The sequence below is a fragment of the Streptomyces sp. Q6 genome (assembly GCF_036967205.1).
In the GTDB taxonomy this organism is placed as follows: Bacteria; Actinomycetota; Actinomycetes; order Streptomycetales; family Streptomycetaceae; genus Streptomyces; species Streptomyces citrinus.
Window position 1 is genome coordinate 2,067,395 of the sequence record NZ_CP146022.1, and the last position, 23,058, is coordinate 2,090,452.

Annotated in this window: 20 protein-coding genes; 5 read left to right on the forward strand and 15 right to left on the reverse strand. The window is 70.2% G+C overall.

Annotated elements, in window-relative coordinates; translation table 11 throughout:
- Positions 1 to 3 precede the first annotated feature (3 nt).
- From zwf to pgl, 3 genes are read left to right on the forward strand one after another with little or no spacing between them, the layout of a single operon-like run.
- Complete coding sequence (gene zwf, locus V2W30_RS09685; RefSeq protein ID WP_338695325.1) at positions 4 to 1,539, forward strand: glucose-6-phosphate dehydrogenase; 1,536 nt, start codon at positions 4 to 6, stop codon at positions 1,537 to 1,539.
- Positions 1,536 to 2,606 (forward strand): glucose-6-phosphate dehydrogenase assembly protein OpcA, encoded by a 1,071-nt coding sequence (gene opcA / locus V2W30_RS09690; protein WP_338695327.1) that lies wholly within the window; start codon positions 1,536 to 1,538, stop codon positions 2,604 to 2,606. The genes zwf and opcA overlap by 4 nt, the downstream gene beginning before the upstream one ends.
- 41 nt (positions 2,607 to 2,647) lie before the next feature.
- The gene (gene pgl / locus V2W30_RS09695; RefSeq protein ID WP_338703543.1) at positions 2,648 to 3,382 is read left to right on the forward strand and encodes a 6-phosphogluconolactonase; all 735 of its coding nucleotides are present in this window, start codon (positions 2,648 to 2,650) and stop codon (positions 3,380 to 3,382) included.
- Between the two features lie 48 nt (positions 3,383 to 3,430).
- Here pgl and V2W30_RS41540 read toward each other — a convergent pair whose 3' ends face one another.
- The 4 genes from V2W30_RS41540 to V2W30_RS09715 form a co-directional block, all read right to left on the reverse strand.
- Positions 3,431 to 3,913 carry a DUF2087 domain-containing protein gene (locus V2W30_RS41540; protein WP_425244514.1) on the reverse strand — a complete coding sequence of 161 codons (483 nt, stop codon included), beginning with the start codon at positions 3,911 to 3,913 and terminating at the stop codon, positions 3,431 to 3,433.
- A gap of 89 nt (positions 3,914 to 4,002) precedes the next feature.
- A complete protein-coding gene (pgi, locus tag V2W30_RS09705) occupies positions 4,003 to 5,670 on the reverse strand; it encodes a glucose-6-phosphate isomerase (protein WP_338695329.1) in 1,668 nt (555 codons plus the stop codon).
- A 131-nt stretch (positions 5,671 to 5,801) separates the two neighbouring features.
- Positions 5,802 to 6,566, reverse strand: coding sequence for an SIS domain-containing protein (locus V2W30_RS09710; protein ID WP_338695331.1), 765 nt, complete (start codon positions 6,564 to 6,566; stop codon positions 5,802 to 5,804).
- A gap of 76 nt (positions 6,567 to 6,642) precedes the next feature.
- Positions 6,643 to 7,428 (reverse strand): N-acetylglucosamine kinase, encoded by a 786-nt coding sequence (locus V2W30_RS09715; RefSeq protein ID WP_338695333.1) that lies wholly within the window; start codon positions 7,426 to 7,428, stop codon positions 6,643 to 6,645.
- Between the two features lie 262 nt (positions 7,429 to 7,690).
- Between V2W30_RS09715 and V2W30_RS09720 the strand changes: the two genes are divergently transcribed.
- The gene (locus V2W30_RS09720; protein WP_338695335.1) at positions 7,691 to 8,563 is read left to right on the forward strand and encodes a MurR/RpiR family transcriptional regulator; all 873 of its coding nucleotides are present in this window, start codon (positions 7,691 to 7,693) and stop codon (positions 8,561 to 8,563) included.
- A gap of 126 nt (positions 8,564 to 8,689) precedes the next feature.
- Here the strand turns inward: V2W30_RS09720 and V2W30_RS09725 are convergent, their stop codons facing one another.
- The 10 genes from V2W30_RS09725 to uvrC all read right to left on the reverse strand — a co-directional run bounded on the left by V2W30_RS09725 (position 8,690) and on the right by uvrC (position 21,268).
- Positions 8,690 to 9,025 (reverse strand): RNA polymerase-binding protein RbpA, encoded by a 336-nt coding sequence (locus V2W30_RS09725; RefSeq protein WP_003976875.1) that lies wholly within the window; start codon positions 9,023 to 9,025, stop codon positions 8,690 to 8,692.
- Between the two features lie 241 nt (positions 9,026 to 9,266).
- Positions 9,267 to 9,497 (reverse strand): preprotein translocase subunit SecG, encoded by a 231-nt coding sequence (gene secG, locus V2W30_RS09730; RefSeq protein ID WP_111666919.1) that lies wholly within the window; start codon positions 9,495 to 9,497, stop codon positions 9,267 to 9,269.
- A 136-nt stretch (positions 9,498 to 9,633) separates the two neighbouring features.
- Positions 9,634 to 10,422, reverse strand: coding sequence for a triose-phosphate isomerase (tpiA, locus tag V2W30_RS09735; RefSeq protein ID WP_338695380.1), 789 nt, complete (start codon positions 10,420 to 10,422; stop codon positions 9,634 to 9,636).
- Positions 10,423 to 10,428: 6 nt separating this feature from the next.
- Positions 10,429 to 11,640, reverse strand: coding sequence for a phosphoglycerate kinase (locus V2W30_RS09740; protein ID WP_338695381.1), 1,212 nt, complete (start codon positions 11,638 to 11,640; stop codon positions 10,429 to 10,431).
- 138 nt (positions 11,641 to 11,778) lie between these two features.
- Complete coding sequence (gene gap, locus V2W30_RS09745; protein WP_338695382.1) at positions 11,779 to 12,789, reverse strand: type I glyceraldehyde-3-phosphate dehydrogenase; 1,011 nt, start codon at positions 12,787 to 12,789, stop codon at positions 11,779 to 11,781.
- Between the two features lie 190 nt (positions 12,790 to 12,979).
- Entirely contained in the window at positions 12,980 to 15,898 is a 2,919-nt protein-coding gene (locus V2W30_RS09750) for a M14 family metallopeptidase (protein WP_338695384.1), read from the reverse strand.
- Between the two features lie 285 nt (positions 15,899 to 16,183).
- The gene (whiA, locus tag V2W30_RS09755) at positions 16,184 to 17,185 is read right to left on the reverse strand and encodes a DNA-binding protein WhiA (RefSeq protein ID WP_338695386.1); all 1,002 of its coding nucleotides are present in this window, start codon (positions 17,183 to 17,185) and stop codon (positions 16,184 to 16,186) included.
- Positions 17,176 to 18,213 (reverse strand): uridine diphosphate-N-acetylglucosamine-binding protein YvcK, encoded by a 1,038-nt coding sequence (locus tag V2W30_RS09760; RefSeq protein ID WP_338695388.1) that lies wholly within the window; start codon positions 18,211 to 18,213, stop codon positions 17,176 to 17,178. Before V2W30_RS09760 ends, whiA begins: the two co-directional genes overlap by 10 nt.
- Positions 18,210 to 19,190 carry an RNase adapter RapZ gene (gene rapZ / locus V2W30_RS09765; RefSeq protein ID WP_338695390.1) on the reverse strand — a complete coding sequence of 327 codons (981 nt, stop codon included), beginning with the start codon at positions 19,188 to 19,190 and terminating at the stop codon, positions 18,210 to 18,212. The genes V2W30_RS09760 and rapZ overlap by 4 nt, the downstream gene beginning before the upstream one ends.
- The gene (gene uvrC, locus V2W30_RS09770) at positions 19,187 to 21,268 is read right to left on the reverse strand and encodes an excinuclease ABC subunit UvrC (protein WP_338695392.1); all 2,082 of its coding nucleotides are present in this window, start codon (positions 21,266 to 21,268) and stop codon (positions 19,187 to 19,189) included. The genes rapZ and uvrC overlap by 4 nt, the downstream gene beginning before the upstream one ends.
- A 293-nt stretch (positions 21,269 to 21,561) precedes the next feature.
- Between uvrC and V2W30_RS09775 the strand changes: the two genes are divergently transcribed.
- Positions 21,562 to 22,539 carry a hypothetical protein gene (locus V2W30_RS09775; protein ID WP_338695394.1) on the forward strand — a complete coding sequence of 326 codons (978 nt, stop codon included), beginning with the start codon at positions 21,562 to 21,564 and terminating at the stop codon, positions 22,537 to 22,539.
- Positions 22,540 to 22,622: 83 nt separating this feature from the next.
- Here the strand turns inward: V2W30_RS09775 and V2W30_RS09780 are convergent, their stop codons facing one another.
- Positions 22,623 to 23,054: a Rieske (2Fe-2S) protein gene (locus V2W30_RS09780; RefSeq protein ID WP_338695396.1), complete on the reverse strand. Its 432-nt coding sequence runs from the start codon at positions 23,052 to 23,054 to the stop codon at positions 22,623 to 22,625.
- Between the last annotated feature and the right edge of the window lie 4 nt (positions 23,055 to 23,058).

Genomic DNA, 23,058 nt, shown 5'->3' on the forward strand with positions numbered 1-23,058 from the left:
CCCTTGACCGCACACGGAGCGAACCGCAATCCGCTCCGTGACGCCGCAGACCGACGGCTCCCGCGCATCGCGGGGCCGTCGGGTCTGGTGATCTTCGGCGTCACGGGCGATTTGTCCCGTAAAAAGCTCATGCCTGCCGTTTACGACCTCGCCAACCGGGGCCTGCTCCCCCCGGGCTTCTCCCTGATCGGGTTCGCCCGCCGCGAATGGCAGGACGAGGACTTCGCCCAGGAAGTGCACGACGCGGTCAAGCAGCACGCCCGTACACCGTTCCGCGAAGAGGTCTGGCAGCAGCTCATCCAGGGCATGCGCTTCGTCCAGGGCAACTTCGACGACGACGACGCGTTCGAGACCCTGAAGACGACGATCCAGGACCTCGACAAGTCGCAGGGCACGGGCGGCAACTTCGCGTTCTACCTCTCCGTACCGCCCAAGTTCTTCCCGCAGGTCGTGCAGCAGCTCAAGAAGCACGGCCTGGCGGACGCGCCCGATGGCTCGTGGCGGCGTGCCGTCATCGAGAAGCCGTTCGGTCACGACCTCGCCTCGGCCAAGGAGCTGAACGCGATCGTGCACGAGGTGTTCGACCCGGACCAGGTGTTCCGGATCGACCACTACCTCGGCAAGGAGACGGTCCAGAACATCCTGGCGCTGCGCTTCGCGAACCAGATGTTCGAGCCGATCTGGAACCGGTCCTACGTGGACCACGTGCAGATCACGATGGCCGAGGACATCGGCATCGGCGGACGGGCCGGCTACTACGACGGCATCGGCGCCGCCCGTGACGTGATCCAGAACCACCTCCTCCAGCTGATGGCGCTCACCGCGATGGAGGAGCCCGCCTCCTTCGACGCGGACGCGCTCGTCGCCGAGAAGGCCAAGGTGCTCGGCGCGGTCAGGCTGCCGAAGGATCTGGGCCGGGACACGGTGCGCGGTCAGTACGCGGCCGGATGGCAGGGCGGCGAGAAGGCCGTGGGCTATCTCCAGGAAGACGGCATCGACCCGAAGTCGAAGACCGACACCTACGCGGCCGTCAAGCTGGAGGTGGACAACCGCCGTTGGGCGGGCGTCCCCTTCTACCTGCGCACCGGCAAGCGCCTGGGCCGCCGCGTCACCGAGATCGCCGTGGTCTTCCAGCGCGCCCCGCACTCCCCGTTCGACCACACGGCGACGGAGGAGCTGGGCCAGAACGCGATCGTGATCCGCGTCCAGCCGGACGAGGGCATCACGGTCCGCTTCGGCTCGAAGGTGCCGGGCACGTCGATGGAGATCCGGGACGTCTCGATGGACTTCGCCTACGGCGAGTCGTTCACCGAGTCCAGCCCGGAGGCGTACGAGCGGCTGATCCTGGACGTGCTGCTGGGCGACTCGAACCTCTTCCCGCGCACGGAGGAGGTCGAACTGTCCTGGAACATCCTCGACCCGATCGAGAAGCACTGGGACACGCACGGGAAGCCCGCGCAGTACCCGTCCGGCACGTGGGGGCCCGCCGAGGCGGACGAAATGCTCGCACGAGACGGACGGAGCTGGCGGCGCCCATGAAGATCGACCTTACGGACACCACGTCCAGCAAGATCAACAAAGCGCTCGTGAAGGGGCGCCGGGCGATCGGCACCCCCGCGGTCGGCATGGTGCTGACCCTCGTCATCGTGACCGACGAGGAGAACGCCTACGACGCCCTCAAGGCGGCCAACGAGGCGTCGCGCGAGCACCCCTCGCGCAAGCTGGTCGTCATCAAGCGCGTCTCGCGTTCGCCGCGCGACCGCACGAAGTCGCGGCTCGACGCGGAGGTCCGGGTCGGCGCCGACGCGGGCACCGGCGAGACCGTCGTCCTGCGCCTGTACGGCGAGGTCGTCAACCACGCCCAGTCCGTCGTCCTGCCGCTCCTGCTGCCGGACGCCCCGACGGTGGTCTGGTGGCCCGTGGACGCCCCGCTGGATCCCGCGCAGGACCCCCTGGGGGCTCTGGGCCAGCGCCGCGTCACGGACACGTACGCGGCCGCGCAGCCGGTCCACGAACTGGAGGCCCGCGCGGCGTCCTACTCCCCCGGCGACACGGACCTGTCGTGGACCCGGATCACGCCCTGGCGTTCCATGCTCGCGGCCGCGCTCGACCAGGTGACCTGCGACGTCACGTCCGTCGAGGTGGAGGGCGAGGAGTTCAACCCGAGCTGCGAGCTCCTCGCGATGTGGCTCGCCGACCGCCTCGACGTGCCCGTCAAGCGCACCCTGTCGTCGGGTCCCGGCCTGACCGGCGTACGCCTGGAGTCCACCTGCGGCCCGATCGTCCTCGACCGGGCCGACGGCACCCTCGCGACGCTCTCCATCCAGGGACAGCCGGACCGCGCGGTCGCGCTCAAGCGCCGCGAGACGTCCGAGCTGATCGCGGAGGAACTGCGCCGCCTGGACCCGGACGACACGTACGCGGCCGCGCTGAGGTTCGGCGTGGACCGGCTCGGCGAGCCGGAGGACCAGAAGACGGTCCCCGAGCCCGAGGAGGCGGCCACGAAGACGGCTGCCGCCCCGGTCAAGAAGACGGCGGCCAAGAAGGCGCCCGCGAAGAAGGCCCCGGCCAAGAAGGCCCCGGCCAAGAAAGCAGCAGCGAAGTGAGTGCAGCACCCCAACTCGTCGTCCACCGCGACAAGGAGCTGATGGCGCAGGCGGCCGCGGCGCGACTGATCACCAAGATCGTCGACGCCCAGGCCGCCCGCGGCTTCGCCTCCGTCGTGCTCACCGGCGGCCGCAACGGCAACGGGCTGCTCGCGGCCCTCGCCGCCGCCCCCGCTCGGGACGCCATCGACTGGGCCCATCTGGACCTGTGGTGGGGCGACGAGCGGTTCCTGCCGGACGGCGACCCCGAGCGCAACTACACGCAGGCCAAGGAGGCGCTGCTCGACGCCGTGCCGCTCGACCCCGCGCGCGTGCACCCCATGCCCGCGTCGGACGGCCCCTACGAGGCGGACGCCGCGGCCGAGGCGTACGCGGCGGAACTGGCGAACGCGGCGGGCCCCGAGGACCACGGTCCCGTGCCGACGTTCGACGTCCTGATGCTCGGCGTGGGACCGGACACGCACGTCGCGTCGCTCTTCCCCGAGCTGCCGGCGGTCCGCGAGACCGAGCGGACGGTCGTCGGTGTGCACGGCGCCCCGAAGCCCCCGCCCACCCGGGTCACGCTCACGCTCCCGGCGATCCGTGCCGCGCGTGAGGTGTGGCTGCTCGCGGCGGGCGAGGACAAGGCGAAGGCCGCCGCGATCGCGCTGTCGGGCGCGGGCGAGATCCAGGCCCCCGCGGCGGGCGCGTACGGCCGTTCACGCACCCTGTGGCTGCTCGACACGGCCGCGGCGTCCCAGCTCCCCCCGGAGCTGTACCCCCCGGCCGTCGCGTAGCTCCGACCCGTACACGCGTAAGGCCCCGCCTCCCGAGGAGGTGGGGCCTTACGCGTGCTGCGGCACCCGGTAGTCCGAGCCGTCCTTCTCCCGTACGAGAAGGCCGTCGATGACGCAGTAGCGGCGCAGCGCCGCCGTGTCGTCGTGGACGGTGAGCAGTGCCTCGTTCACCTCGTGCTCGCTGTAGGTGCGGCCGCTGGCGAACAGGGTGTCCGTGAGGTGCACGAGCAGTTCGTGCCGGACCGCGGGGCGTACCGGGATCGTGGTGAGGCGTCCGCGCGCGAAGAACCCGGTGAGGTGGCGCGGAACCCCCGTACTGGGTTCGGGGGTGCGATGGCGCCGGAACACCTCGGGCCCCGCGCGCAGCGAGCCGTCGTCGAGCCGCTCGACGAGGCCGGCGGCGACCAGCCTTCCCAGATGCTTGCGGGCCACCGGGGAGTCGGCCTCGCGCGGTGGCAGGTCGTCGAGCACGATGCGCGCGTAGAGCCTGAGTCGTTCTGGATCGGCGAGCGCCGACATGAGCTGGTCCACGGGGAGGCCTCCCGGCTAGGTCATGGACGGGCAGTCTCGCCCGCCGGAAGGCTCCCCCGCACCCGAATAACGAGGAAAGTCTCCGTCGGTCAACGGCCGCGCAGTTCGCGGTACTTGGCGACCAGGGCCGTGGTGGACGCGTCGAGCCCGGGGACGTCCGCGCCTTCGGTGAGGGCCGGTTCGACGCGCTTGGCGAGGACCTTGCCGAGTTCGACGCCCCACTGGTCGAAGGAGTCGATGTTCCAGACGGCGCCCTGGACGAACACCTTGTGCTCGTAGAGGGCGACCAACTGGCCGAGGACGGACGGCGTGAGCTTCTTGGCGAGGATCGTCGTCGTGGGGTGGTTGCCCTTGAACGTCTTGTGCGGCACCAGTTCCTCGGGCACCCCCTCGGCACGCACCTCGTCGGGCGTCTTGCCGAAGGCCAGCGCCTGGGTCTGGGCGAAGAAGTTGGCCATGAGCAGGTCGTGCTGGGCGACGAGCCCGGCCTGGAGATCGGCGACCGGCTCGGCGAAGCCGATGAAGTCGGCGGGGATGAGCTTGGTGCCCTGGTGGATCAGTTGGTAGTAGGCGTGCTGGCCGTTGGTGCCCGGCGTGCCCCACACCACGGGGCCGGTCTGCCAGGCGACTTCCTCGCCGTCGCGCTGCACGTACTTGCCGTTCGACTCCATGTCGAGCTGCTGCAAGTAGGCGGTGAACTTCGACAAGTAGTGGCTGTACGGCAGCACGGCGTGGGACTGGGCGTCGTGGAAGTTGCCGTACCAGATCCCCAACAGGCCCATCAGGAGCGGCACGTTGGACTCCGCGGGCGCGGTGCGGAAGTGCTCGTCGACGAGGTGGAACCCGTCGAGCATCTCGCGGAAGGCGGCCGGGCCGATGGCGATCATGAGGGAGAGTCCGATCGCGGAGTCATACGAATAACGTCCGCCGACCCAGTCCCAGAACTCGAACATGTTGGCCGTGTCGATGCCGAACTCCGACACCTTCTCGCTGTTGGTCGACAGCGCCACGAAGTGCTTGGCGACGGCGTCCTGTTCGGCCCTCAGCTCGGTGAGGAGCCAGTTGCGGGCGGACGTCGCGTTGGTGATCGTCTCGATGGTCGTGAAGGTCTTCGAGGCGATGATGAACAGCGTCTCGGCCGGGTCCAGATCCCGTACGGCCTCGTGCAGATCGGCCCCGTCGACGTTCGACACGAAGCGGACGGTGAGGTCGCGGTCGGTGAAGGAGCGCAGCACCTCGTAGGCCATCGCGGGGCCGAGGTCGGAGCCGCCGATGCCGATGTTGACGACGTTCTTGATGCGCTTGCCGGTGTGCCCGGTCCACTCGCCGGAGCGCACCTTGTCGGCGAAGGCGCCCATCTTGTCGAGCACGGCGTGCACGCCCCGCACGACGTTCTCGCCGTCGACCTCGATCACGGCGTCGCGCGGGGCGCGCAGCGCGGTGTGCAGGACGGCCCGGTCCTCGGTCGTGTTGATCTTCTCGCCGCGGAACATGGCGTCCCGCAGCCCGAAGACGTCGGTCGCGGCGGCCAGCTCGCGCAGCAGGCGCACCGTCTCGTCCGTGACCAGGTGCTTGGAGTAGTCGATGTGCAGGTCGCCGACCTGGAGGGTCCAGCCGGAGCCGCGCGCCGGGTCCGCGGCGAACAGCTCGCGCAGCTGTACGTCGCCGAGCTGCTCCCGGTGCTCGGCCAGCGCCTGCCATTCGGGCGTCTGGGTGAGCCGCGCGCGGTTGCCCGCACCTGCTTCGAACGCGTTCATGTCGGACTTCAGCTCTCTCTCGTACGTGCGTACGTACCTTGCCCCGCTGCTTCGACCAACCTAATTGATCAGCGGCCGGTATGAGAGGTCTGTCCGTCCGTCCGGAACCGGGTCGGGGCCCGCCCCGCCCGTCAGTGTCCGCCGCGGTGCAGGCGCCCCGTGTAGTGGTCCTCCAGGCGTCCGTTGCGCTCGAAGCCACCGGGCAGGTTCGCGGAGACGTACACGGGCGGCTCGTACCCCTGCGCGAGCAGCAGGGCGACGGCCTCGGCCACGACCATCTGCACGAGCAGCGCCGAGGTGATGGTGGACACGCCGCACAGCTTGCCGCCGTCGGGCAGGGGCAGCAGCGCGTCCCCCGTAGGCGCGCAGTTGTCGAGGACGGCGTCCGCGTGGTCCACGAGGCGGCTGCCGCTCGCATGGAGGGCGGGGACGGAGCGGGTGTGCTCCAGCGAGGTGAGGGCGATCAGCGGATGCCCCTTCTCCTTGACCAGAAGGGCCATGTCGACGATCGAGTTGTTGACGCCCGAGTTCGAGATGATCACGAACAGGTCCTGCGGCCGGGGCGTGCTCAGCTCGTAGAGGCGGGCGGCGAGTCCGGGCCGCCGCTCCAGGAGCGGGTCGTCGAGCACCGCGCGGTCCTCACCGCCGCGCAGCACCAGGTCGTTCAGGGCGATCTTGGTGGTGGGGATGAGGCCGCCGGCGCGTCCGGAGATCTCCAGGGCGGTGGCCTGCGAGTGGCCGGTCCCGAAGGCGTGCACGACGCCGTCGGCGGCCACGCAGTCGGCGATGAGCCGGGCCGCCGCGGCGACGCCCTCCTTGTTGGTGTCGACGGCGCTCTCGACGCGCTCGCGCACCCGGTCCGCCAACTCGCCCGCGCTGATCCGTGGTTCGGCCATGATCCCCCGCTTCTTCGGTTGATTCATTCAGTAAGTGCCGTACGAAATGAAAGGTTGAACCAGATGCGGGACACCGTCAAGAGCTCTCCGTCGATACGCCGATCAGCAGACGGGCCAGCGCCACCGCTCCGGCGGTGCCGTCCGCCACCGCGGCGCAGGACAGGCCCAGCGACGCCACGCCCCCGCGCAGCCGCTCCAGCAACGGCCCGTCGGGGCCGACCAGGCCGCCCGTGACGATCAGCGGCTCGCCGGGGACGGGCTCCAGCGCCCGCACCGTGTCCGTCAGTCGACGAGCCGCCTCGTCGAGGAGGCCGCTCGCGCGAGCGTCCCCGCGCAGCGCCGCCGCCACCACGAGCGGGCTCAACTCGGCCAGCACGAGCGGCCGCCGCGTGTACGCCCAGCCGGCGACCTCCTGCTTGAGGCGGTGCCGGCCGTCCCAGCCGAGCGAGGGATCCGCCCTTCCCGGCACGACCCGGTCGAGCACCAGGGTCACCAGCGGCCCCCACTCCTCCCGGCCGTCCACCGCCCGCAGCGCACAGCGCAGCGCCTGTCGCCCGAGCCAGAACCCGCTGCCGGCGTCGCCGAGCAGCCAGCCGTCCCCGTCCGCCACCCGCACCGTGCGCCGCCCGGCCACCCGCGCCGCGGTCGCGCCGGTGCCCGCGATCAGCACGAGCCCGTCGGCCGGGGCGCCGGGCCCGGACGCGCAGGCCACCTCCGCGTCGCCGTACACACCGGTCGCCGCCTCGATGCCGAGTCCGCGGAGCGCCTCCGCCAGGCTCCGCTCGACGGGGCTTCCGGAGCCGCCCCCGCCCGCGAACCCGCCGACGACAGCGGCCACGGCGGTCCGCAGCCCGGCGGGCACGGCCCCTCCACGGCCCGCGCCAGGTTCCGTACCAGGGCGGGCTGTTCGACGCTCAGCGCGTTGCCGGGACCGCCGTGCCCCACGCCGACGAGCCGTCCGGCCGCGTCCTCGCAGCGGGCCCGCACCCGGGTTCCTCCGGCGTCCATACCGACGACGAGCGGAGTGACGTACTGATCGATGGATTCAATAAGCACACCGCATCATGATTGGTAGATTCAGCTCCGGACAACACCCCGACCGGAGAGAACCGGGAGACCCGAACATGATCACAGCCCGGATCCGCTCCGAACTCCCCACCTTGAGCGGCTCGTTGCGCAAAGTGGGCGCCTACGTACTGGCCGACCCGCCGGCGATCGCCGGAACCTCGGCCGCCGACCTGGGCCGGCGCACCGGCACCTCCCAGGCCACCGTCACCCGGTTCTGCCAGGCCCTCGGCCTCGACTCCTACCAGCGCCTGCTGCTCGAACTCGCCAAGGAGCAGGGCGAGACGGACGACGGCGTCGGCCAGGACCGGCCGCTGGGCCCCGACATCGGCCCGGACGACGACCTGGAGCACCTCATCTCCGTGGTCGCCCAGGCGGACCTCCAGGCGCTGCGCAGCACCCGCGACCAACTGGACCGCACTGCCCTGGAGTCCGCCGCACAGGCGCTCGCCAGGGCCCGCCGCATCGACGTCTACGGAGTGGGCGGCTCGGGCGTCCTCGCGCGCGAGACGGAGGCGCGCCTCTTCGGTATCGGAATGCCGGCCCGCGGCTGGACCGAGGTGCACGCGGCGGAGACGTCCGCGGCGCTGCTGACCCCGGCGGACACCGCCGTGGCCCTGTCCCACTCGGGCCGCACCCGCGAGGTGCTCGGCCCGCTGCGGCTCGCCGCGGAGCGGGGCGCCACGACGATCGCGATCACCGGTGACCCGCGCTCCCCCGTCGCCCAGGCGGCCACCGTGCATCTGACGTGGACGGCGGCCGAGACGAGTTTCCGGCGCGGCAGCTTCGGCGCGCGCCACTCGGCGCTGCTGATCCTGGACTGCCTCTACGCGCGCGTGGCGCAGCTGACGTACGACAGGGCGACGGCGTCGATCGCGCTCACGGCGCACATCTCCGAGGAGCACGCGGCGCGTCCACGCCGCCGCTCGTAGCCGCGGCGAGAAAGCTCTGGGCCGTGGTCGTCGACGAACTCGACAACGGAAGCCACGGCCACGGACCACGGACCGCGGCGAGGAAAAAACGAAGAACCGGCCGGGCACCCGGCCGGTTCTCAACTCCTAGATCTCGCCCCGCAGTTTGGCGAGCGCCTCGGCGAGGATCGCCTCGCCGTCCGCGTCGCTGCGCCGCTCCCGTACGTACGCGAGATGCGTCTTGTAGGGCTCGGTGCGCGGCGGGTCCGGCGGATTGTCCCGGTCCTGCCCGGCGGGGAAGCCGCAGCGCGGACAGTCCCAGGTCTCCGGCACCTGCGCGTCGGAGGCGAAGCTCGGCTGCGTCTCGTGCCCGTTCGAGCACCAGAAGGAGATGCGCAGGCGCGGCGCGGACTCGCCGCGCTCGGCCTCGCCCATCGGCCCCGCCCCGACCCGACTTCCTCGGATCGCGTTGCCACTTGCCACGGTCGTAACTCCCTGCGTAATGGTGCCGCGAAGCGTGTCGGCGTCTCGCTTCGCCGCGGAGCGCCTCAGTCTACGTAAGGCCCAACGCGCGTCCAGTGATTGGAGTTACATCCCCTCCCCTAGACGCAAGCCCCATGATAGGCCGCGTTGTTGAGCGCGTACCTTACATGGGGCCTTACGTGAGCAATGTGCAGTTGTGACGGGTCGGAACCCGGGAGCCTTGAAGCGTGGTGCCCGAAGGTCAGTTGTTGATCTTCATCAGAATGCCGAGCACCACGATGCACGCGAACCAGAGCAGACCGATCACGACCGTGATCCGGTCCAGGTTCCGCTCGGCGACCGAGGAGCCGCCGACGGAGGACTGCATGCCGCCACCGAACATGTCGGAGAGGCCGCCACCCTTTCCCTTGTGCATCAGCACAAGGAGCATCAGCAGCAGGCTGAAGACGATCAGGGCGATCGAGAACCCCATAACCACGGCTGGACCAACTTCCTCGGACTTATATGGACGGGGCCGGGTGGCCAGCAAGCCATCCGGCCCCGCAAGGGTACGACGTATCGTCGCTAGCGCATACTCACAGGTCGCGCCACTCGGGAATCACCGCTCATCACTGCTCGTGAAAGCGGACGATCTTGACGAACTCGTCGGCGTCCAGCGAGGCACCGCCGATGAGCGCGCCGTCGATGTCGGGCTTCGCCATGATCTCCGCGACGTTGCCCGACTTCACCGAGCCGCCGTACTGGATGCGGACCGCGTCGGCGACCTCCTGCGAGTACAGCTCGGCGAGCTTGCCACGGATGGCCGCGCAGACCTCCTGCGCGTCGTCCGAGCCGCACACCTTGCCGGTGCCGATGGCCCACACCGGCTCGTAGGCGATGACGATCGTCTCGGCCTGCTCGGCGGGCAGGTCCTTGAGGCCGCCCTCGACCTGGCTGAGCGTGTGCGCGACGTGGTTGCCCGCCTCGCGCACGTCCAGCTCCTCGCCGACGCACAGGATCGGGGTCAGGCCGTGCTTGTACGCGGCCTTCACCTTGGCGTTGACGACCTCGTCGGTCTCGTCGTGGTACTGCCGGCGCTCGGAGTGCCCGATCGCGACGTACGTGCACTTGAGCTTGGCCAGCATCGGGCCGGAGATCTCGCCGGTGTACGCGCCGGAGTCGTGCGCCGAGATGTCCTGCGCGCCGTACTTGATCTTGAGCTTGTCGCCGTCGACCAGCGTCTGCACGGAGCGCAGGTCGGTGAAGGGCGGAAGAACGGCGACCTCGACGGCCTCGTAGTCCTTGTCGGCGAGCGCGAACGCGAGCTTCTGGACGTGCGCGATGGCCTCGAGGTGGTTGAGGTTCATCTTCCAGTTGCCCGCCATCAGCGGCGTGCGGCCCTCTACAGGAGCGGTCATGCGGGGTCAGTCCTCCAGTGCGGCGAGACCGGGCAGCGTCTTGCCCTCGAGGTACTCGAGGGAGGCGCCGCCACCGGTCGAGATGTGGCCGAATGCCTTCTCGTCGAAGCCCAGCGTACGGACCGCCGCGGCGGAGTCTCCGCCGCCCACCACGGTGAACGCGGGCGAGTCGATGAGGGCCTGGGCGACCGCCTTGGTGCCCTCGGCGTAGTCGGGGTGCTCGAAGACGCCCATCGGGCCGTTCCAGAAGACGGTCTGCGCGTCGGCGAGCTTCGAGGCGTACAGCTTGCGGGTCTCGGGACCGATGTCCAGACCCTCCTGGTCGGCCGGGATGGCGTCCGCGGCGACGGTGGTGGGGTTGGCCGGGGCCTTGGTCTTCAGGTCGGGGAACTCCGACGAGACCAGGACGTCCACCGGGAGTACGAGTTCCACACCGTTCTTCTCGGCGCGCTCGATGTACTCCTTGACGGCCGGGATCTGGTCCTCCTGGAGGAGCGAGATGCCGACCTCGTGACCCTGGGCCTTCAGGAACGTGTACGCCATGCCGCCACCGATGAGGAGGCGGTCGGCCTTGCCGAGCAGCTGGTCGATGACGGCCAGCTTGTCGGAGACCTTGGCGCCGCCGAGCGCGACCACGTAGGGGCGCTTGACGTCGTCGGTGAGCTTCTTCAGGACGCCGACCTCGGTGGCGATGAGGAAGCCGGCGTAGTGCGGCAGCTTCTTCGCCAGGTCGTACACGGAAGCGTGCTTACGGTGCACCGCACCGAAACCGTCGCCCACGTAGACGTCCGCGAGGGCCGCGAGCCGGTCGGCGAACTCGCCGCGCTCGACGTCGTCCTTGCTCGTCTCACCGGCGTTGAAGCGCAGGTTCTCGATGACGGCGACCTGGCCGGGCTCGAGGCCGTTCACCGCGTCGTGGGCGGCGGGGCCGACCGTGTCCTGGGCGAACGCGACCGGCGTGCCGAGGAGCTCGGCGAGGCGCTCGGCGGCGGGCAGCAGCGAGAACTGCGGGTCCGGGGCGCCCTTGGGGCGGCCCAGGTGGGAGGCCACGATCACCTTGGCGCCCGCCTCGGCGAGGGCCTTGACGGTGGGCAGGACCGCGCGGATGCGGCCGTCGTCGGTGATGAGGCCGTCGGCCAGCGGCACGTTGAGGTCGGCGCGGACGAACACGCGCTTGCCGTCGACCCTTTCGGCGAGAAGTTCCTCAATGGTCTTCATGAGTCGGCTCCTTGAGAGGACTGGTCGTACGAAGCTGGGAGGCTGACGTGCGAAGGGCCCGGACTGTCGCGCGGCGCCGCGCGGGTCCGGACCCTTCGCTCACATCTAAGTGCCTTGCTGCTCTAGAACCTTAGAGGTTCAGAGCTGACCGCCGACGAAGACCGTGAGGTCCACGAGGCGGTTGGAGTAGCCCCACTCGTTGTCGTACCAGCCGAGGATCTTCACCGTCTTGCCTTCCTGAACCATCGTCAGGGAGGAGTCGAAGGTGCAGGACGCCGGGTCGCTGACGATGTCGGAGGAGACGATCGGGTCCTCGGTGTAGAAGAGGATGCCCTTCAGGTCGCCGTCGTCGGCGGCCTTCTTGAACGCGGCGTTGACCTCGTCCTTGGTGACCTCGCGGTTCAGCTCCACGACCAGGTCGGTGGCCGAACCGGTCGGGACCGGCACGCGCATCGCGATGCCGTCGAGCTTGCCCTTGAGCTGCGGCAGGACCAGGGCGGTGGCCTTGGCGGCACCCGTCGTGGTCGGGATGATGTTCTCGGCGGCGGCGCGGGCGCGACGCAGGTCCGAGTGCGGGAAGTCCAGGATGCGCTGGTCGTTCGTGTACGCGTGGACCGTCGTCATGAGGCCCTTGACGATGCCGAAGTTCTCGTCCAGAACCTTGGCCATCGGCGCCACGCAGTTGGTGGTGCAGGACGCGTTGGAGATGACGTGGTGGTTGGCCGCGTCGTACTTGTCCTGGTTGACGCCCATCACGATCGTGATGTCCTCGTCCTTGGCCGGAGCCGAGATGAGGACCTTCTTGGCGCCGCCCGCGATGTGCTTCTCGGCGTCGGCCTTCTTGGTGAAGATGCCGGTCGACTCGATGACGATGTCGACACCCAGCTGACCCCACGGAATGTCGGCAGGGTTGCGCTCGGACAGCACCTTGATGGTGTGACCGTCGACGGTGATGGTGTCCTCGGTGTGCGACACCTCGGCCTTCAGACGACCCAGAATGGTGTCGTACTTCAGGAGGTGTGCGGTGGTCGCGGTGTCACCAAGGTCGTTGACAGCCACGATCTCGATGTCCGCACCCTGCTCCAGCAGCGCGCGGAAGTAGTTACGACCGATGCGGCCAAAGCCGTTGATGCCTACGCGGATCGTCACGAACCGATCTCCTCGTTGGTACGCCGGTTTTCGACGCCGGCGAGATGTATTGGGATGTCCCCGACCGCCTCCGACCCTACCTCCCATAAGGGCTTGGGGTGACATCGAGCGCTTCTATACGGGGCACAGCGGCCCGTACTCGCCAGTAACGTACGGGCCGCCGCGTATTTCCCGGGTATTTCGGGGTCGGTCAGTCGCTAATTGAGCGCAACGCCTTTCCGATGAGCGCATTTCGATCGGCGGGACGGGTGACATGTTCCAGGCCGAATCCCAGGAGAACGGTGTCCGGCGTGCTGATCGCTCCGTACGTGGTGAACAGGTCCACGGCGCGCGCCCAGTCCTTCGCGGCCGGCGGGCTGCCCGCCGGCGGTCCGGGGACCGTCCAGACGCCCAGGGACGTCTCGAAGCCCTCGGTCTCCCTCACCTGTCCCCCGACGACGACGGAGGCGTTGTCGGCGCGCACGCCCTCGCCTCCGGTGCCGGGGTCGCTCACGTAACTGAGCGAGACCTCCACGGACTTGCCCGCGTAGGCGCTCAGGTCGTACGCGACCGTCTTCCAGTCGTCCGAGGAGCCGGTGAGGCTGTTCCAGGAACCGGAGGTGCCGAAGTTCTTGCAGGCGGCCCCGTCGGGCGTCAGATAGCGCTTCAGGGCCGGGTGCTCCTGGATGAGGAAGCCTGCCTCGCACTCGGTCGGCACGGTGTTCGTCGTGCGGCCGTCCTTGTCCGGCAGGGTCGTCCAGTCCTCCGCCCCGACCGTGTGCGCCTCCAGGATCACGTGGTCGTAGCCCTGTTCGGTGTCCCACAGGAGCTGCGTACGCAGAGTCGGCTGGTCGGCGGCGGTGACCCCGGTCAGGTCGATGGTGCGGGTCAGACGCTTGTAGGCGTCGTCCGTGTGCACAGCGGCGGCCATGCCCGCGCCCTCGTACTGGCCCGCTCCCGCGCTCTCGAACTGCGGCAGGGTGGCGGACGTGGCCTCGTACAGTCCCGCGCCGTTCAGCGGGTTGCCGGGGGCGTCGCCGAGGGCCGCGGTGGTCCCGGCGAAGACGCCGGAGCCGTCGAAGCGGGTGGCGACCGGTGCCGCGGTGCGCGAGTAGGCGCCGAGGTAGTACTGGCTGAAGTCGTTCGTCGTGGTGTCGCCGATGTCGACCGAGCCGCCCGCCTTCTCGCCCGCCTCGATCAGCTTGCCGCCCTCGTTCAGGTAGTCGCGCAGCGCGAGCTGGGTGGCGAGTGCGGGGCGTTCGGCGCCCGTGTAGTGGACGACCGCCTTGAAGTGGTCCAGTACGGCGAGGGGGTCCGGAGCGCCCTGCTCGGCGACGTTCCAGGTGACCGGGGTGCGGCCGACCGCCTTGAGCGCTGCTACGTAGGCGGCTGTTTGCTGCCCTGTGGCGTCGTTTTCGGCGACGACAAGAGTGTCGCCCTTCGGGCGCTCGGCAACGGTGTACGTGAAGTGTTCACTCGAAGTGCGCTTTCCGGATTTCGTACGCCCCGTGAACCACACCTCTACCTTGTCGCCGACATCGGCATCCTCGACCTTCGCTCTATAGGCGTCGAAGTGGAGGTTGTCGTCGCCTCCGTACGTCTCGCCGCCCTTCCATGCGCGCAATTCCTCGTCGTGCGAACGCCCGCCATTGATGCGGTAGTTCAGCTCCTTGTCGCGTACCGACTTACGGCCGACGACGGATACTTCCTGGTCACCACCGCGCGCGTACGAGGTGGTGAACGTCGCCGGCGTGAAGTCGGGCGCCTGAAGGCCGACCGAGGAGGACGGCTGGTCGGGGTGGGACGCGCTCTCGGCCACGGACAGCGCGAAGGGGATGTTCTTCGCGAACTCGGCCTGGATGAGTTTCTCGTCGTCCGGGAAGGTGAAGATCGACGCGCAGTCGGCCGGGTTCCAGGCGTCGTTCGGGTCGACGTTCGACGCGGTCTGGCAGGTGCTCATCTCCGGCGTGAACATCGCGACGCCGTTCACGTTGGCGGCGTGCCCGTCCGCCTCGCCGTTCGTCGTGTAGAGCTCGGAGGAGACCTGCGGGTGGTAGCCGGGGATCGCGGAGTTCTCCGGGGTGCCGGCGAGCGCCTTGTAGAGCACGTCGTCCGGGGTCGGGGTGGCGACCTGCCAGCCCACTCCGTAGAGCAGCAGTTCGGCCGCGGAGTGGTAGTTGATGGCGTAGTCGAAGCCGACGCGCTTCTCGAAGGCGTCGAGCGCCTTGGTCTCGGGTTCGGAGTTCGGGCTCGCGCCGCGGTAGGTCTGGCTGGCGGGGCTGGGGGACGAACCCTCGTCGTCGTAGCCCCACTTGTAGGCGAAGTTGCGGTTGAGGTCGACGCCGTCGCCGGTGGTGTACTTGCCGTCGCCGTTGATGTCCCGCATGTTCTTGCGCCACTGGCGGTTGCCCGCGGCGTCGAACGTCCAGTCGTAGCCGTCCGGGTTGGCGGAGAGGACGAACCACAGCTCGGTGGAGTCCACGAGCTTCTTGACGCGGGCGTCCTTGGAGTAGTTGTCGATGTAGTGGTGCATCAGGCGGCGGGTCATCTCCGGGGTGATCCACTCGCGCGCGTGCTGGTTGGACATGTAGAGCACGGAGGGCTTCGCGCCGTCCTTGACCTTCTTGGCGCCCTTGCTGACCTTGACCGCGAGGATGTCCTTGCCCTGGAGCGTCTTGCCGATGGAGACGACCTTGGTGAGGTCGGGGTGCTCCTGGCCGGTGCGGAGGATCTCCTCCTTGAGGCCGCCCGCGCCGCTGTACGGGCGGAAGACGCCGTCGCCCGCGGCCTTCACACGGGCCTGCGCCTTGGCCGTCAGCTTGTGCTCGGTGAGCTTCACGCCCTCCTCGCGGAGGTCGTCGGCCTGCCGGTCGGTGAGGTAGACCTCGACCTTCGCGGTGCCCTTCTCGGGCGCCTGCTCGCTGAGCTCGTGCGCGTCCTGGCCCGCCTGGAGGAGCAGGGGTATCTGCTCCTTCGACACGTCGGCGCGGAACACCTTGACGGCGTCCGCGCCCGGATCGTCCTTCGCCGACCCCCCGCTGTCCGCCTGGGCCGCGGGCGCCAGTGCCGCCCCTCCCAGTCCCAGGACAAGTGCTCCGACAGCGAGGATCGATCTCGCTCTTCGTCTCATGAGCCCCCCTTGCAGTTGTCTGCCGCGGCCGCGGTGCGCAGCCGCAGAAGCGAACAGGCGCCAGACTCGTGACAGTTCATGGTCAAGTCAAGGGGGCCTCAAGTCTCTGCCATGCGTCCGGACGTCCGCGCGGACACGTACGCCGACAGGCATACGAAAATGCCGCGTCGGGCACACGGAAAAGCCGGCGGCGACGCCCTCGGCGGGGCACCACCACCGGCTGCTCTGCAACCGTTCCGGACCGGACCGGACGTGACCAGTGCGGTCCAGCCCGGTCCAGCGGGATCAGACGGCCATGTTGTCCGCCAGCTCCTCGCTCAGGTCCTCGGTGAGGTTCGACTCCGTGCCGGGGATGCCGAGGTCCTGGGCCCGCTTGTCCGCCATGGCCAGCAGGCGGCGGATGCGGCCCGCGACGGCGTCCTTGGTCAGCGGCGGGTCGGCGAGCGCGCCCAGCTCCTCCAGGGAGGCCTGCTTGTGCTCCATGCGCAGCCGTCCCGCGGCGGCCAGGTGCTCGGGCACCTCGTCGGCGAGGATCTCCAGAGCACGCTGCACCCGGGCACCCGCGGCGACCGCGGCACGCGCCGAACGGCGCAGGTTCGCGTCGTCGAAGTTGGCGAGGCGGTTCGCGGTGGCGCGGACCTCGCGGCGCATCCGCCGCTCCTCCCAGGCCAGCACCGACTCGTGGGCGCCCATCCGCGTCAGCAGCGCACCGATCGCGTCACCGTCACGGACGACGACGCGGTCCACACCGCGCACCTCGCGCGCCTTGCCCGCGATCTGGAGTCTGCGCGCCGCCCCGACCAGGGCGAGCGCGGCCTCCGGCCCCGGGCAGGTCACCTCGAGCGAGGAGGAGCGCCCCGGCTCCGTCAGTGAGCCGTGCGCCAGGAACGCGCCGCGCCAGGCCGCCTCGGCGTCGCAGGTGGCCCCCGAGACCACCTGCGGCGGAAGCCCCCGGATCGGGCGGCCGCGGCCGTCCACCAGGCCCGTCTGCCGGGCCAGCTGATCGCCGCCCGCCACCACTCGTACGACAAAACGCGAGCCGCGCCGCAGCCCGCCCGGTGCCATCACGATCAGCTCCGAGCTGTGCCCGAAGATCTCGAGAATGTCCCGCTTGAGCCGCCGGGCGGCCATCGCGGTGTCCAGCTCCGCCTCGATCACGATGCGGCCGCTCACCAGGTGAAGGCCGCCCGCAAACCGCAGGATCGCCGAGACCTCGGCCTTCCTGCAGCAGGTCCGGGTGACGGGGAGCCGGGAGATCTCGTCCTTCACCGCTGCCGTCATCGCCATGGGCCGATCCTTCCATGCATCCGAAAAATACGGTCGTACGCGGCGGCCAACAGCTCCGGATCGTGCCTTGGAGTCCCGTCGGGCCTGGCTACCGGCGCCAGCTCGACCGCGGCGCCGAAACGCTTCTTGGCGGAGTCGACGAGCTCTTCGCGGTCGGGCACGGCGGCCTCGTCGGCCAGCACCACGTCCAGGGCGAGTTTAGGGGCGTGTCGTCCCAAAACCTCCAAATGACGCTGCGGTGAGAACCCATCGGTTTCTCCGGGTTGTGGCGCGAGGTTGAGCGAGAGGACCCGGCGGGCCTTCGTCTCGACGAGCGCGTCCAGCAGTTCCGGCACCAGGAGGTGCGGGATGACGGACGAGAACCAGGAGCCGGGACCGAGCACCACCCAGTCCGCGTCGAGCACCGCGGCGACCGCCTCGGGGACGGCCGGCGGGTCGTGCGGGACCACGTGGACGGACTGGACCTCGCCGGGCGTGAGCGCCACGGTGGCCTGGCCGCGGACCGTGTCCACGTCGTCGGGACGCTCCGGGTCGTGGCCCTTGACCAGGGCCTGGAGCTCCAGCGGGACCGCGGACATCGGCAGCACGCGCCCGTGCGCGCCGAGCAGCTTGCCCACCAGGTCGAGGGCTTGGACGTGGTCGCCGAGCTGTTCCCACAGGGCGACGATCAGCAGATTGCCGACCGCGTGCTCGTGCAGGTCGCCCTTGGACTGGAAGCGGTGCTGGATGACGCGGGACCAGGTCTGGCCCCAGTCGTCGTCGCCGCACAGGGCCGCGAGGGCCTTGCGCAGGTCGCCGGGCGGCAGGACGCCCAGCTCGTCGCGGAGGCGCCCGCTGGAGCCTCCGTCGTCGGCGACGGTGACGACCGCGGTGAGGTCGCCGGTGATGCGGCGCAGCGCGGCCAGGGACGCCGACAGGCCCATGCCGCCGCCGAGGGCGACGACCTTGGGCGTGGCGCCCCTGCGGCGGCTGGGCGTCGAGCTTCTGCGGCCGATCCTGCTCGTGAGCCGCAGCGTACGTCCCGTCATTCCCGTCCCATGTCCCGGTGTACGACCACGGTCTCCACGCCCTGCGAGGCCAGGCGCGCGGCGAGCTTCTCCGACGTGGCGACGGAGCGGTGCTTGCCGCCGGTACAGCCGACCGCGATCGTCACGTAGCGCTTGCCCTCGCGGCGGTAGCCGGCCGCGATGAGCTGGAGCAGCTCGGTGTAGCGGTCGAGGAACTCCTTCGCGCCGGGCTGCGAGAAGACGTAGTTCGAGACTTCTTCGTTGAGGCCGGTGAAGGGGCGCAGCTCCGGGACCCAGTGCGGGTTCGGCAGGAAGCGCATGTCGACGACGAGGTCGGCGTCGACCGGCAGGCCGTACTTGAAGCCGAACGACATGACGGTGGCCCGCAGCTCGGGCTCCTCCTCGCCCGCGAACTGGGCGTCCATCTTGGCGCGCAGCTCGTGGACGTTCAGGCTGGAGGTGTCGATGACCAGGTCGGCGTCTCCGCGCAGCTCGCGCAGGAGCTCCCGCTCGGCGGCGATGCCGTCGACGATCCGGCCGTCGCCCTGGAGGGGGTGCGGGCGGCGCACCGACTCGAAGCGGCGCACCAGGGCCTCGTCGGAGGACTCCAGGAAGACGATGCGCCGCGTGACGTGCTTGGCCTCCAGATCGGCGAGCGACTCGCGGAGGTTGTCGAAGAAGCGCCGGCCGCGTACGTCGACGACGACCGCGATCCGCGCCACATTTCCCTGCGAGCGGGCGCCGAGCTCCACCATGGTGGGGATCAGCGCGGGCGGCAGGTTGTCGACGACGAACCAGCCGAGGTCCTCCAGGCACTTCGCGGCGGTGGAGCGGCCCGCTCCGGACATCCCGGAGATGATCACCAGCTCCGGGATGGCGGCCTCGGGGACGCCCGGGGTGTCCTTGGTGGTGCCTGTGCCCGTACTCACCTGTGCTCCGTGCTCCGGTTGGGCGGGGGTGTCCGCCGTGCCACTGGTGTCCTGGTCGTGCTCGTTCATGACTCCTGCCCCCGTCGTTCTTCCGAGGGGCCCGGGGTGGCGGGCTCCTCGGCGGGCCGCGCGTCCGTCGCGTGGTCCGTGGTGTGCTCTTCGTCTTCCATGATCTCTCCGGTCGCCGTGTTGACGGCGGGTGCGGCAGGGGCCGCCTTGGCGAAGGCCACGACAATCGTCTCGGCCGTCTTACGGCCTATGCCGGGAACCTCGCAGATCTGGTCAATTGTGGCGGACCGTAGCCGCTTCACCGAACCGAAGTGCTTGATCAGGGCCTGTTTGCGCGCGTCTCCGAGACCGGGAACGTCGTCCAGCGGGCCGGCCTTGAAGCGCTTGGCCCGCTTGGCGCGCTGGTAGGTGATCGCGAAGCGGTGGGCCTCGTCACGGACGCGTTGCAGGAGGTAGAGGCCCTCGCTGGTGCGGGGCAGGATCACCGGGTCGTCCTCGCCGGGCACCCAGACCTCTTCGAGGCGCTTGGCCAGGCCGCAGACGGCGATGTCGTCGATGCCCAGCTCGTCCAGGGCCCGCTGGGCCGCCGCGACCTGCGGCTGGCCGCCGTCGACGACGACGAGCTGCGGCGGGTACGCGAACTTCTTCGGACGCCCGTCGTCCTCCGTGAGCCGCGACTCCTCGGGGCCCGCGTCCTCGCCGAGCTCCGGCTCCTCGTCGGACCAGTCGCCCGACTTCTCCTGGGCGGCGAGGTAGCGCTTGAAGCGGCGCGTGATCACCTCGTGCATGGAGCGGACGTCGTCCTGCCCCTCGAAGCCCTTGATCTGGAAGCGGCGGTACTCGCTCTTGCGGGCGAGGCCGTCCTCGAAGACCACCATGGAGGCCACGACGTCGTCGCCCTGGAGGTGCGAGATGTCGTAGCACTCGATGCGCAGGGGGGCGCTGCCGAGGTCGAGCGCCTCGGCGATCTCCTCCAGGGCGCGCGAGCGCGTGGTCAGGTCGGAGGCGCGCCTGGTCTTGTGCAGGACGAGGGACTGCTGCGCGTTCTTGTGGACCGTCTCCATGAGCGCCTTCTTGTCGCCGCGCTGCGGGATACGCAGCGAGACGTTCGCCCCGCGCCGCTCGGTGAGCCACGCCTGGACGGGCTCCAGCGGATCGGGCAGCGCGGGGACGAGGACCTCCTTGGGGACCGCGTCCCCGGTCTCCTCCCCGTAGAGCTGCTGGAGCGCGTGTTCGACCAGGTCACCGCTGGTGACGGCCTCGACCTTGTCGGTGACCCAGCCGCGCTGGCCGCGGACGCGTCCGCCGCGTACGTGGAAGATCTGGACCGCGGCCTCCAGCTCGTCCTCCGCGAGGGCGATGAGGTCGGCGTCCGTGGCGTCGGCCAGGACGACCGCGCTCTTCTCCATGGCCTTCTTCAGGGCCTCGATGTCGTCACGGAGGCGGGCCGCCCGCTCGTACTCCATCTCGTCGGCGGCCACGGCCATGTCCTTCTCCAGGCGGCGGATGTACGTGCCCGTACGTCCCGCCATGAAGTCGCTGAACTCCTCCGCCAGTTCGCGGTGCTCCTCGGGCGTGACACGCCCCACACAGGGGGCCGAGCACTTGCCGATGTAGCCGAGGAGGCAGGGGCGGCCGGTGCGCGCCGCGTTCTTGAACACGCCCGCGGAGCAGGTGCGCACCGGGAAAACGCGCAGCAGCAGGTCCACGGTGTCGCGGATCGCCCACGCGTGACCGTAGGGGCCGAAGTAGCGCACGCCCTTCTTCTTCTGGCCGCGCATGACCTGGACGCGCGGGTACTCCTCGTTCATCGTCACAGCGAGGTACGGGTAGCTCTTGTCGTCGCGGTACTTGACGTTGAACCGGGGGTCGTACTCCTTGATCCAGGAGTACTCCAGCTGGAGCGCCTCCACCTCGGTGGACACGACGGTCCACTCCACGGACGCGGCCGTGGTGACCATCGTGCGCGTACGCGGGTGCAGGTTCGCCAGGTCCTGGAAGTAGCTCGCCAGGCGCTGGCGCAGGCTCTTCGCCTTTCCGACGTAGATCACCCGGCGGTGCTCGTCGCGGAACCTGTACACCCCTGGGGAGTCGGGAATCTGTCCCGGCTTGGGGCGGTAGCTGGAGGGGTCGGCCATGTCAGACACCCTACTTGCGGGGTGTGACAGTGCGTGGTGTCCGGCGCCGCTGGGGCCGGGCGAGGTCCCGCGGACCGGGCCGGCATCGAGTCTTGTCGGAGGCCGGTCAACACGCTTCAATGCCGGGTGACTTGGAGCGGTGAACGACGTCGTACGGATGTGGACGCCCCCCGTACGCCGACCGGCCGCCCCGTTCCGACCGGCGCGGACACCCGGCAGGGCGGTGTGAATGCTCACAGCGGCCGGCCGGGGACGGGCGCGGGCGCAACGACGCGCAGAGGCGGGAGACCCGGATGCGGCTCGGCGAACGGCACGTCGGTGGAGGGCTCCCCGGCGGCACGAAGGGTGCGGTGGCGCCCGCTCCGGCCCTGGAGGCAATACTGCTCAGCGGCCCGTTCCACGTCGCGCTGCGCGCCGCGATCGCCGCGCGGCAGCTCCCGCTCCATCGTGTGCAGCACCATCTGGAGCGTCAGGGCATCAAGGTCGGTGTGACGAGCCTGAGTTACTGGCAGCAGGGCGCGCGGCGGCCGCAGCGGGCCGAGTCGATGCGGGCCGTGCGCGCGCTGGAGGAGATCCTCGAACTGCCCGAGGAGTCGCTGATCCGGCTGCTCGACCCCGTGGGCGGCCCCGCCGCACGGCGGCCGGCCTCCCGCTCGTACCGCTCGCTCGTCGCCGCCTCCAGCGTCGTCGAACGGCTCCTCGCGGAGCTGGGTTCACCCCCGGACGGCGGCCTGCACACCGTCGGACACCACGAACGGATCCGGATCGGGGCGCGCAGGGAGCTGCTCGGCACGGACTCGCAGCACATCGTCCGCGCGCACCGCGACGGGGTGGACCGCTATGTGGCCGTGCACCACGGCGACCCGGGCTGCTCACCGTCGGAGGTGGCGGTGGACGCCGTGGAGAACTGCCGCACGGGGCGGGTGCGTTGGGACGAGGGAACCGGCGTCCTGGTGGCGGAACTGCTCTTCGACGCGCACTTGCGGGCCGGGGACACGCAGCTGTTCCGGTACGGCTTCGAGGACGGCACCGCGGGCGCCTCGACCGAATACGCCCGCGGCTTCGATTTCGGCGGCGGGCAGTACGCGCTCCAGGTCCGGTTCGCCGACGCCGCACTGCCTGTGAGCTGCCACCGCTTCGCTCAGCAGTCGGCCGCGGCGCCTCGCGGCAGCCGGCAGGAGCTCGCGCTCAACGGCCGCCATCGAACGGTGCACGTGGTGGAGCCGCAGGTCCGGGCGGGACTGCTGGGAATCGGCTGGGACTGGGAGTGAGTTCGGCGGCGCTCGGCACTCCCGGTCGCCGCTGCGGGGCGCCTGAACCGCCGGGCCCGTCCCCTTCCGCGGCCCCGCCGCGCCTACTTCTGCGGCCCCGCCACGATCTTGCCGCCTTCCACCGTCACCGACAGCTCCTCCAGCGGCGCGGTCGCCGGCGCATGCAGCACCTTGCCGGTCGTGGCGTCGAACTTGCTGCCGTGGCAGTTGCAGGTCAACTCGGTGCCCTTCAGCATCCCGATCGGGCAGCCCGCGTGCGTGCAGATCGTGCTGAACGCCTTGTACCGGCCGTCCTCGGTCCGGCTGACGACCACGTGCTCGTCCTTGTAGAGCTTCGCGCCGCCCTCCGGCACCTCGTCGGCCTTGCCCAGGTCGACCGGCGCGGTGGGCGCCGCGGCGGCGCCCCCGCCGGAACCGGTGGAGCACGCGGTCAGGCCGAGACCGGCCGTCCCCGCGACGGCGGCGCCCCGCAGTGCGGTGCGGCGGGAGATGCGGGAAGGGGTCGTGCCGGACATGAGA

Excerpts from the sequence above, each read along its gene's own strand:
- opcA (WP_338695327.1), top strand. The coding sequence starts at position 1,536 with ATGAAGATCGACCTTACGGACACCACGTCCAGCAAGATCAACAAAGCG.
- pgl (WP_338703543.1), top strand. The coding sequence starts at position 2,648 with ATGGCGCAGGCGGCCGCGGCGCGACTGATCACCAAGATCGTCGACGCC.
- pgi (WP_338695329.1), bottom strand. The coding sequence starts at position 5,670 with ATGAACGCGTTCGAAGCAGGTGCGGGCAACCGCGCGCGGCTCACCCAG.
- V2W30_RS09710 (WP_338695331.1), bottom strand. The coding sequence starts at position 6,566 with ATGGCCGAACCACGGATCAGCGCGGGCGAGTTGGCGGACCGGGTGCGC.
- V2W30_RS09720 (WP_338695335.1), top strand. The coding sequence starts at position 7,691 with ATGATCACAGCCCGGATCCGCTCCGAACTCCCCACCTTGAGCGGCTCG.
- secG (WP_111666919.1), bottom strand. The coding sequence starts at position 9,497 with ATGGGGTTCTCGATCGCCCTGATCGTCTTCAGCCTGCTGCTGATGCTC.
- tpiA (WP_338695380.1), bottom strand. The coding sequence starts at position 10,422 with ATGACCGCTCCTGTAGAGGGCCGCACGCCGCTGATGGCGGGCAACTGG.
- V2W30_RS09740 (WP_338695381.1), bottom strand. The coding sequence starts at position 11,640 with ATGAAGACCATTGAGGAACTTCTCGCCGAAAGGGTCGACGGCAAGCGC.
- V2W30_RS09750 (WP_338695384.1), bottom strand. The coding sequence starts at position 15,898 with ATGAGACGAAGAGCGAGATCGATCCTCGCTGTCGGAGCACTTGTCCTG.
- whiA (WP_338695386.1), bottom strand. The coding sequence starts at position 17,185 with ATGGCGATGACGGCAGCGGTGAAGGACGAGATCTCCCGGCTCCCCGTC.
- V2W30_RS09760 (WP_338695388.1), bottom strand. The coding sequence starts at position 18,213 with ATGACGGGACGTACGCTGCGGCTCACGAGCAGGATCGGCCGCAGAAGC.
- rapZ (WP_338695390.1), bottom strand. The coding sequence starts at position 19,190 with ATGAACGAGCACGACCAGGACACCAGTGGCACGGCGGACACCCCCGCC.
- uvrC (WP_338695392.1), bottom strand. The coding sequence starts at position 21,268 with ATGGCCGACCCCTCCAGCTACCGCCCCAAGCCGGGACAGATTCCCGAC.
- V2W30_RS09775 (WP_338695394.1), top strand. The coding sequence starts at position 21,562 with ATGCGGCTCGGCGAACGGCACGTCGGTGGAGGGCTCCCCGGCGGCACG.
- V2W30_RS09780 (WP_338695396.1), bottom strand. The coding sequence starts at position 23,054 with ATGTCCGGCACGACCCCTTCCCGCATCTCCCGCCGCACCGCACTGCGG.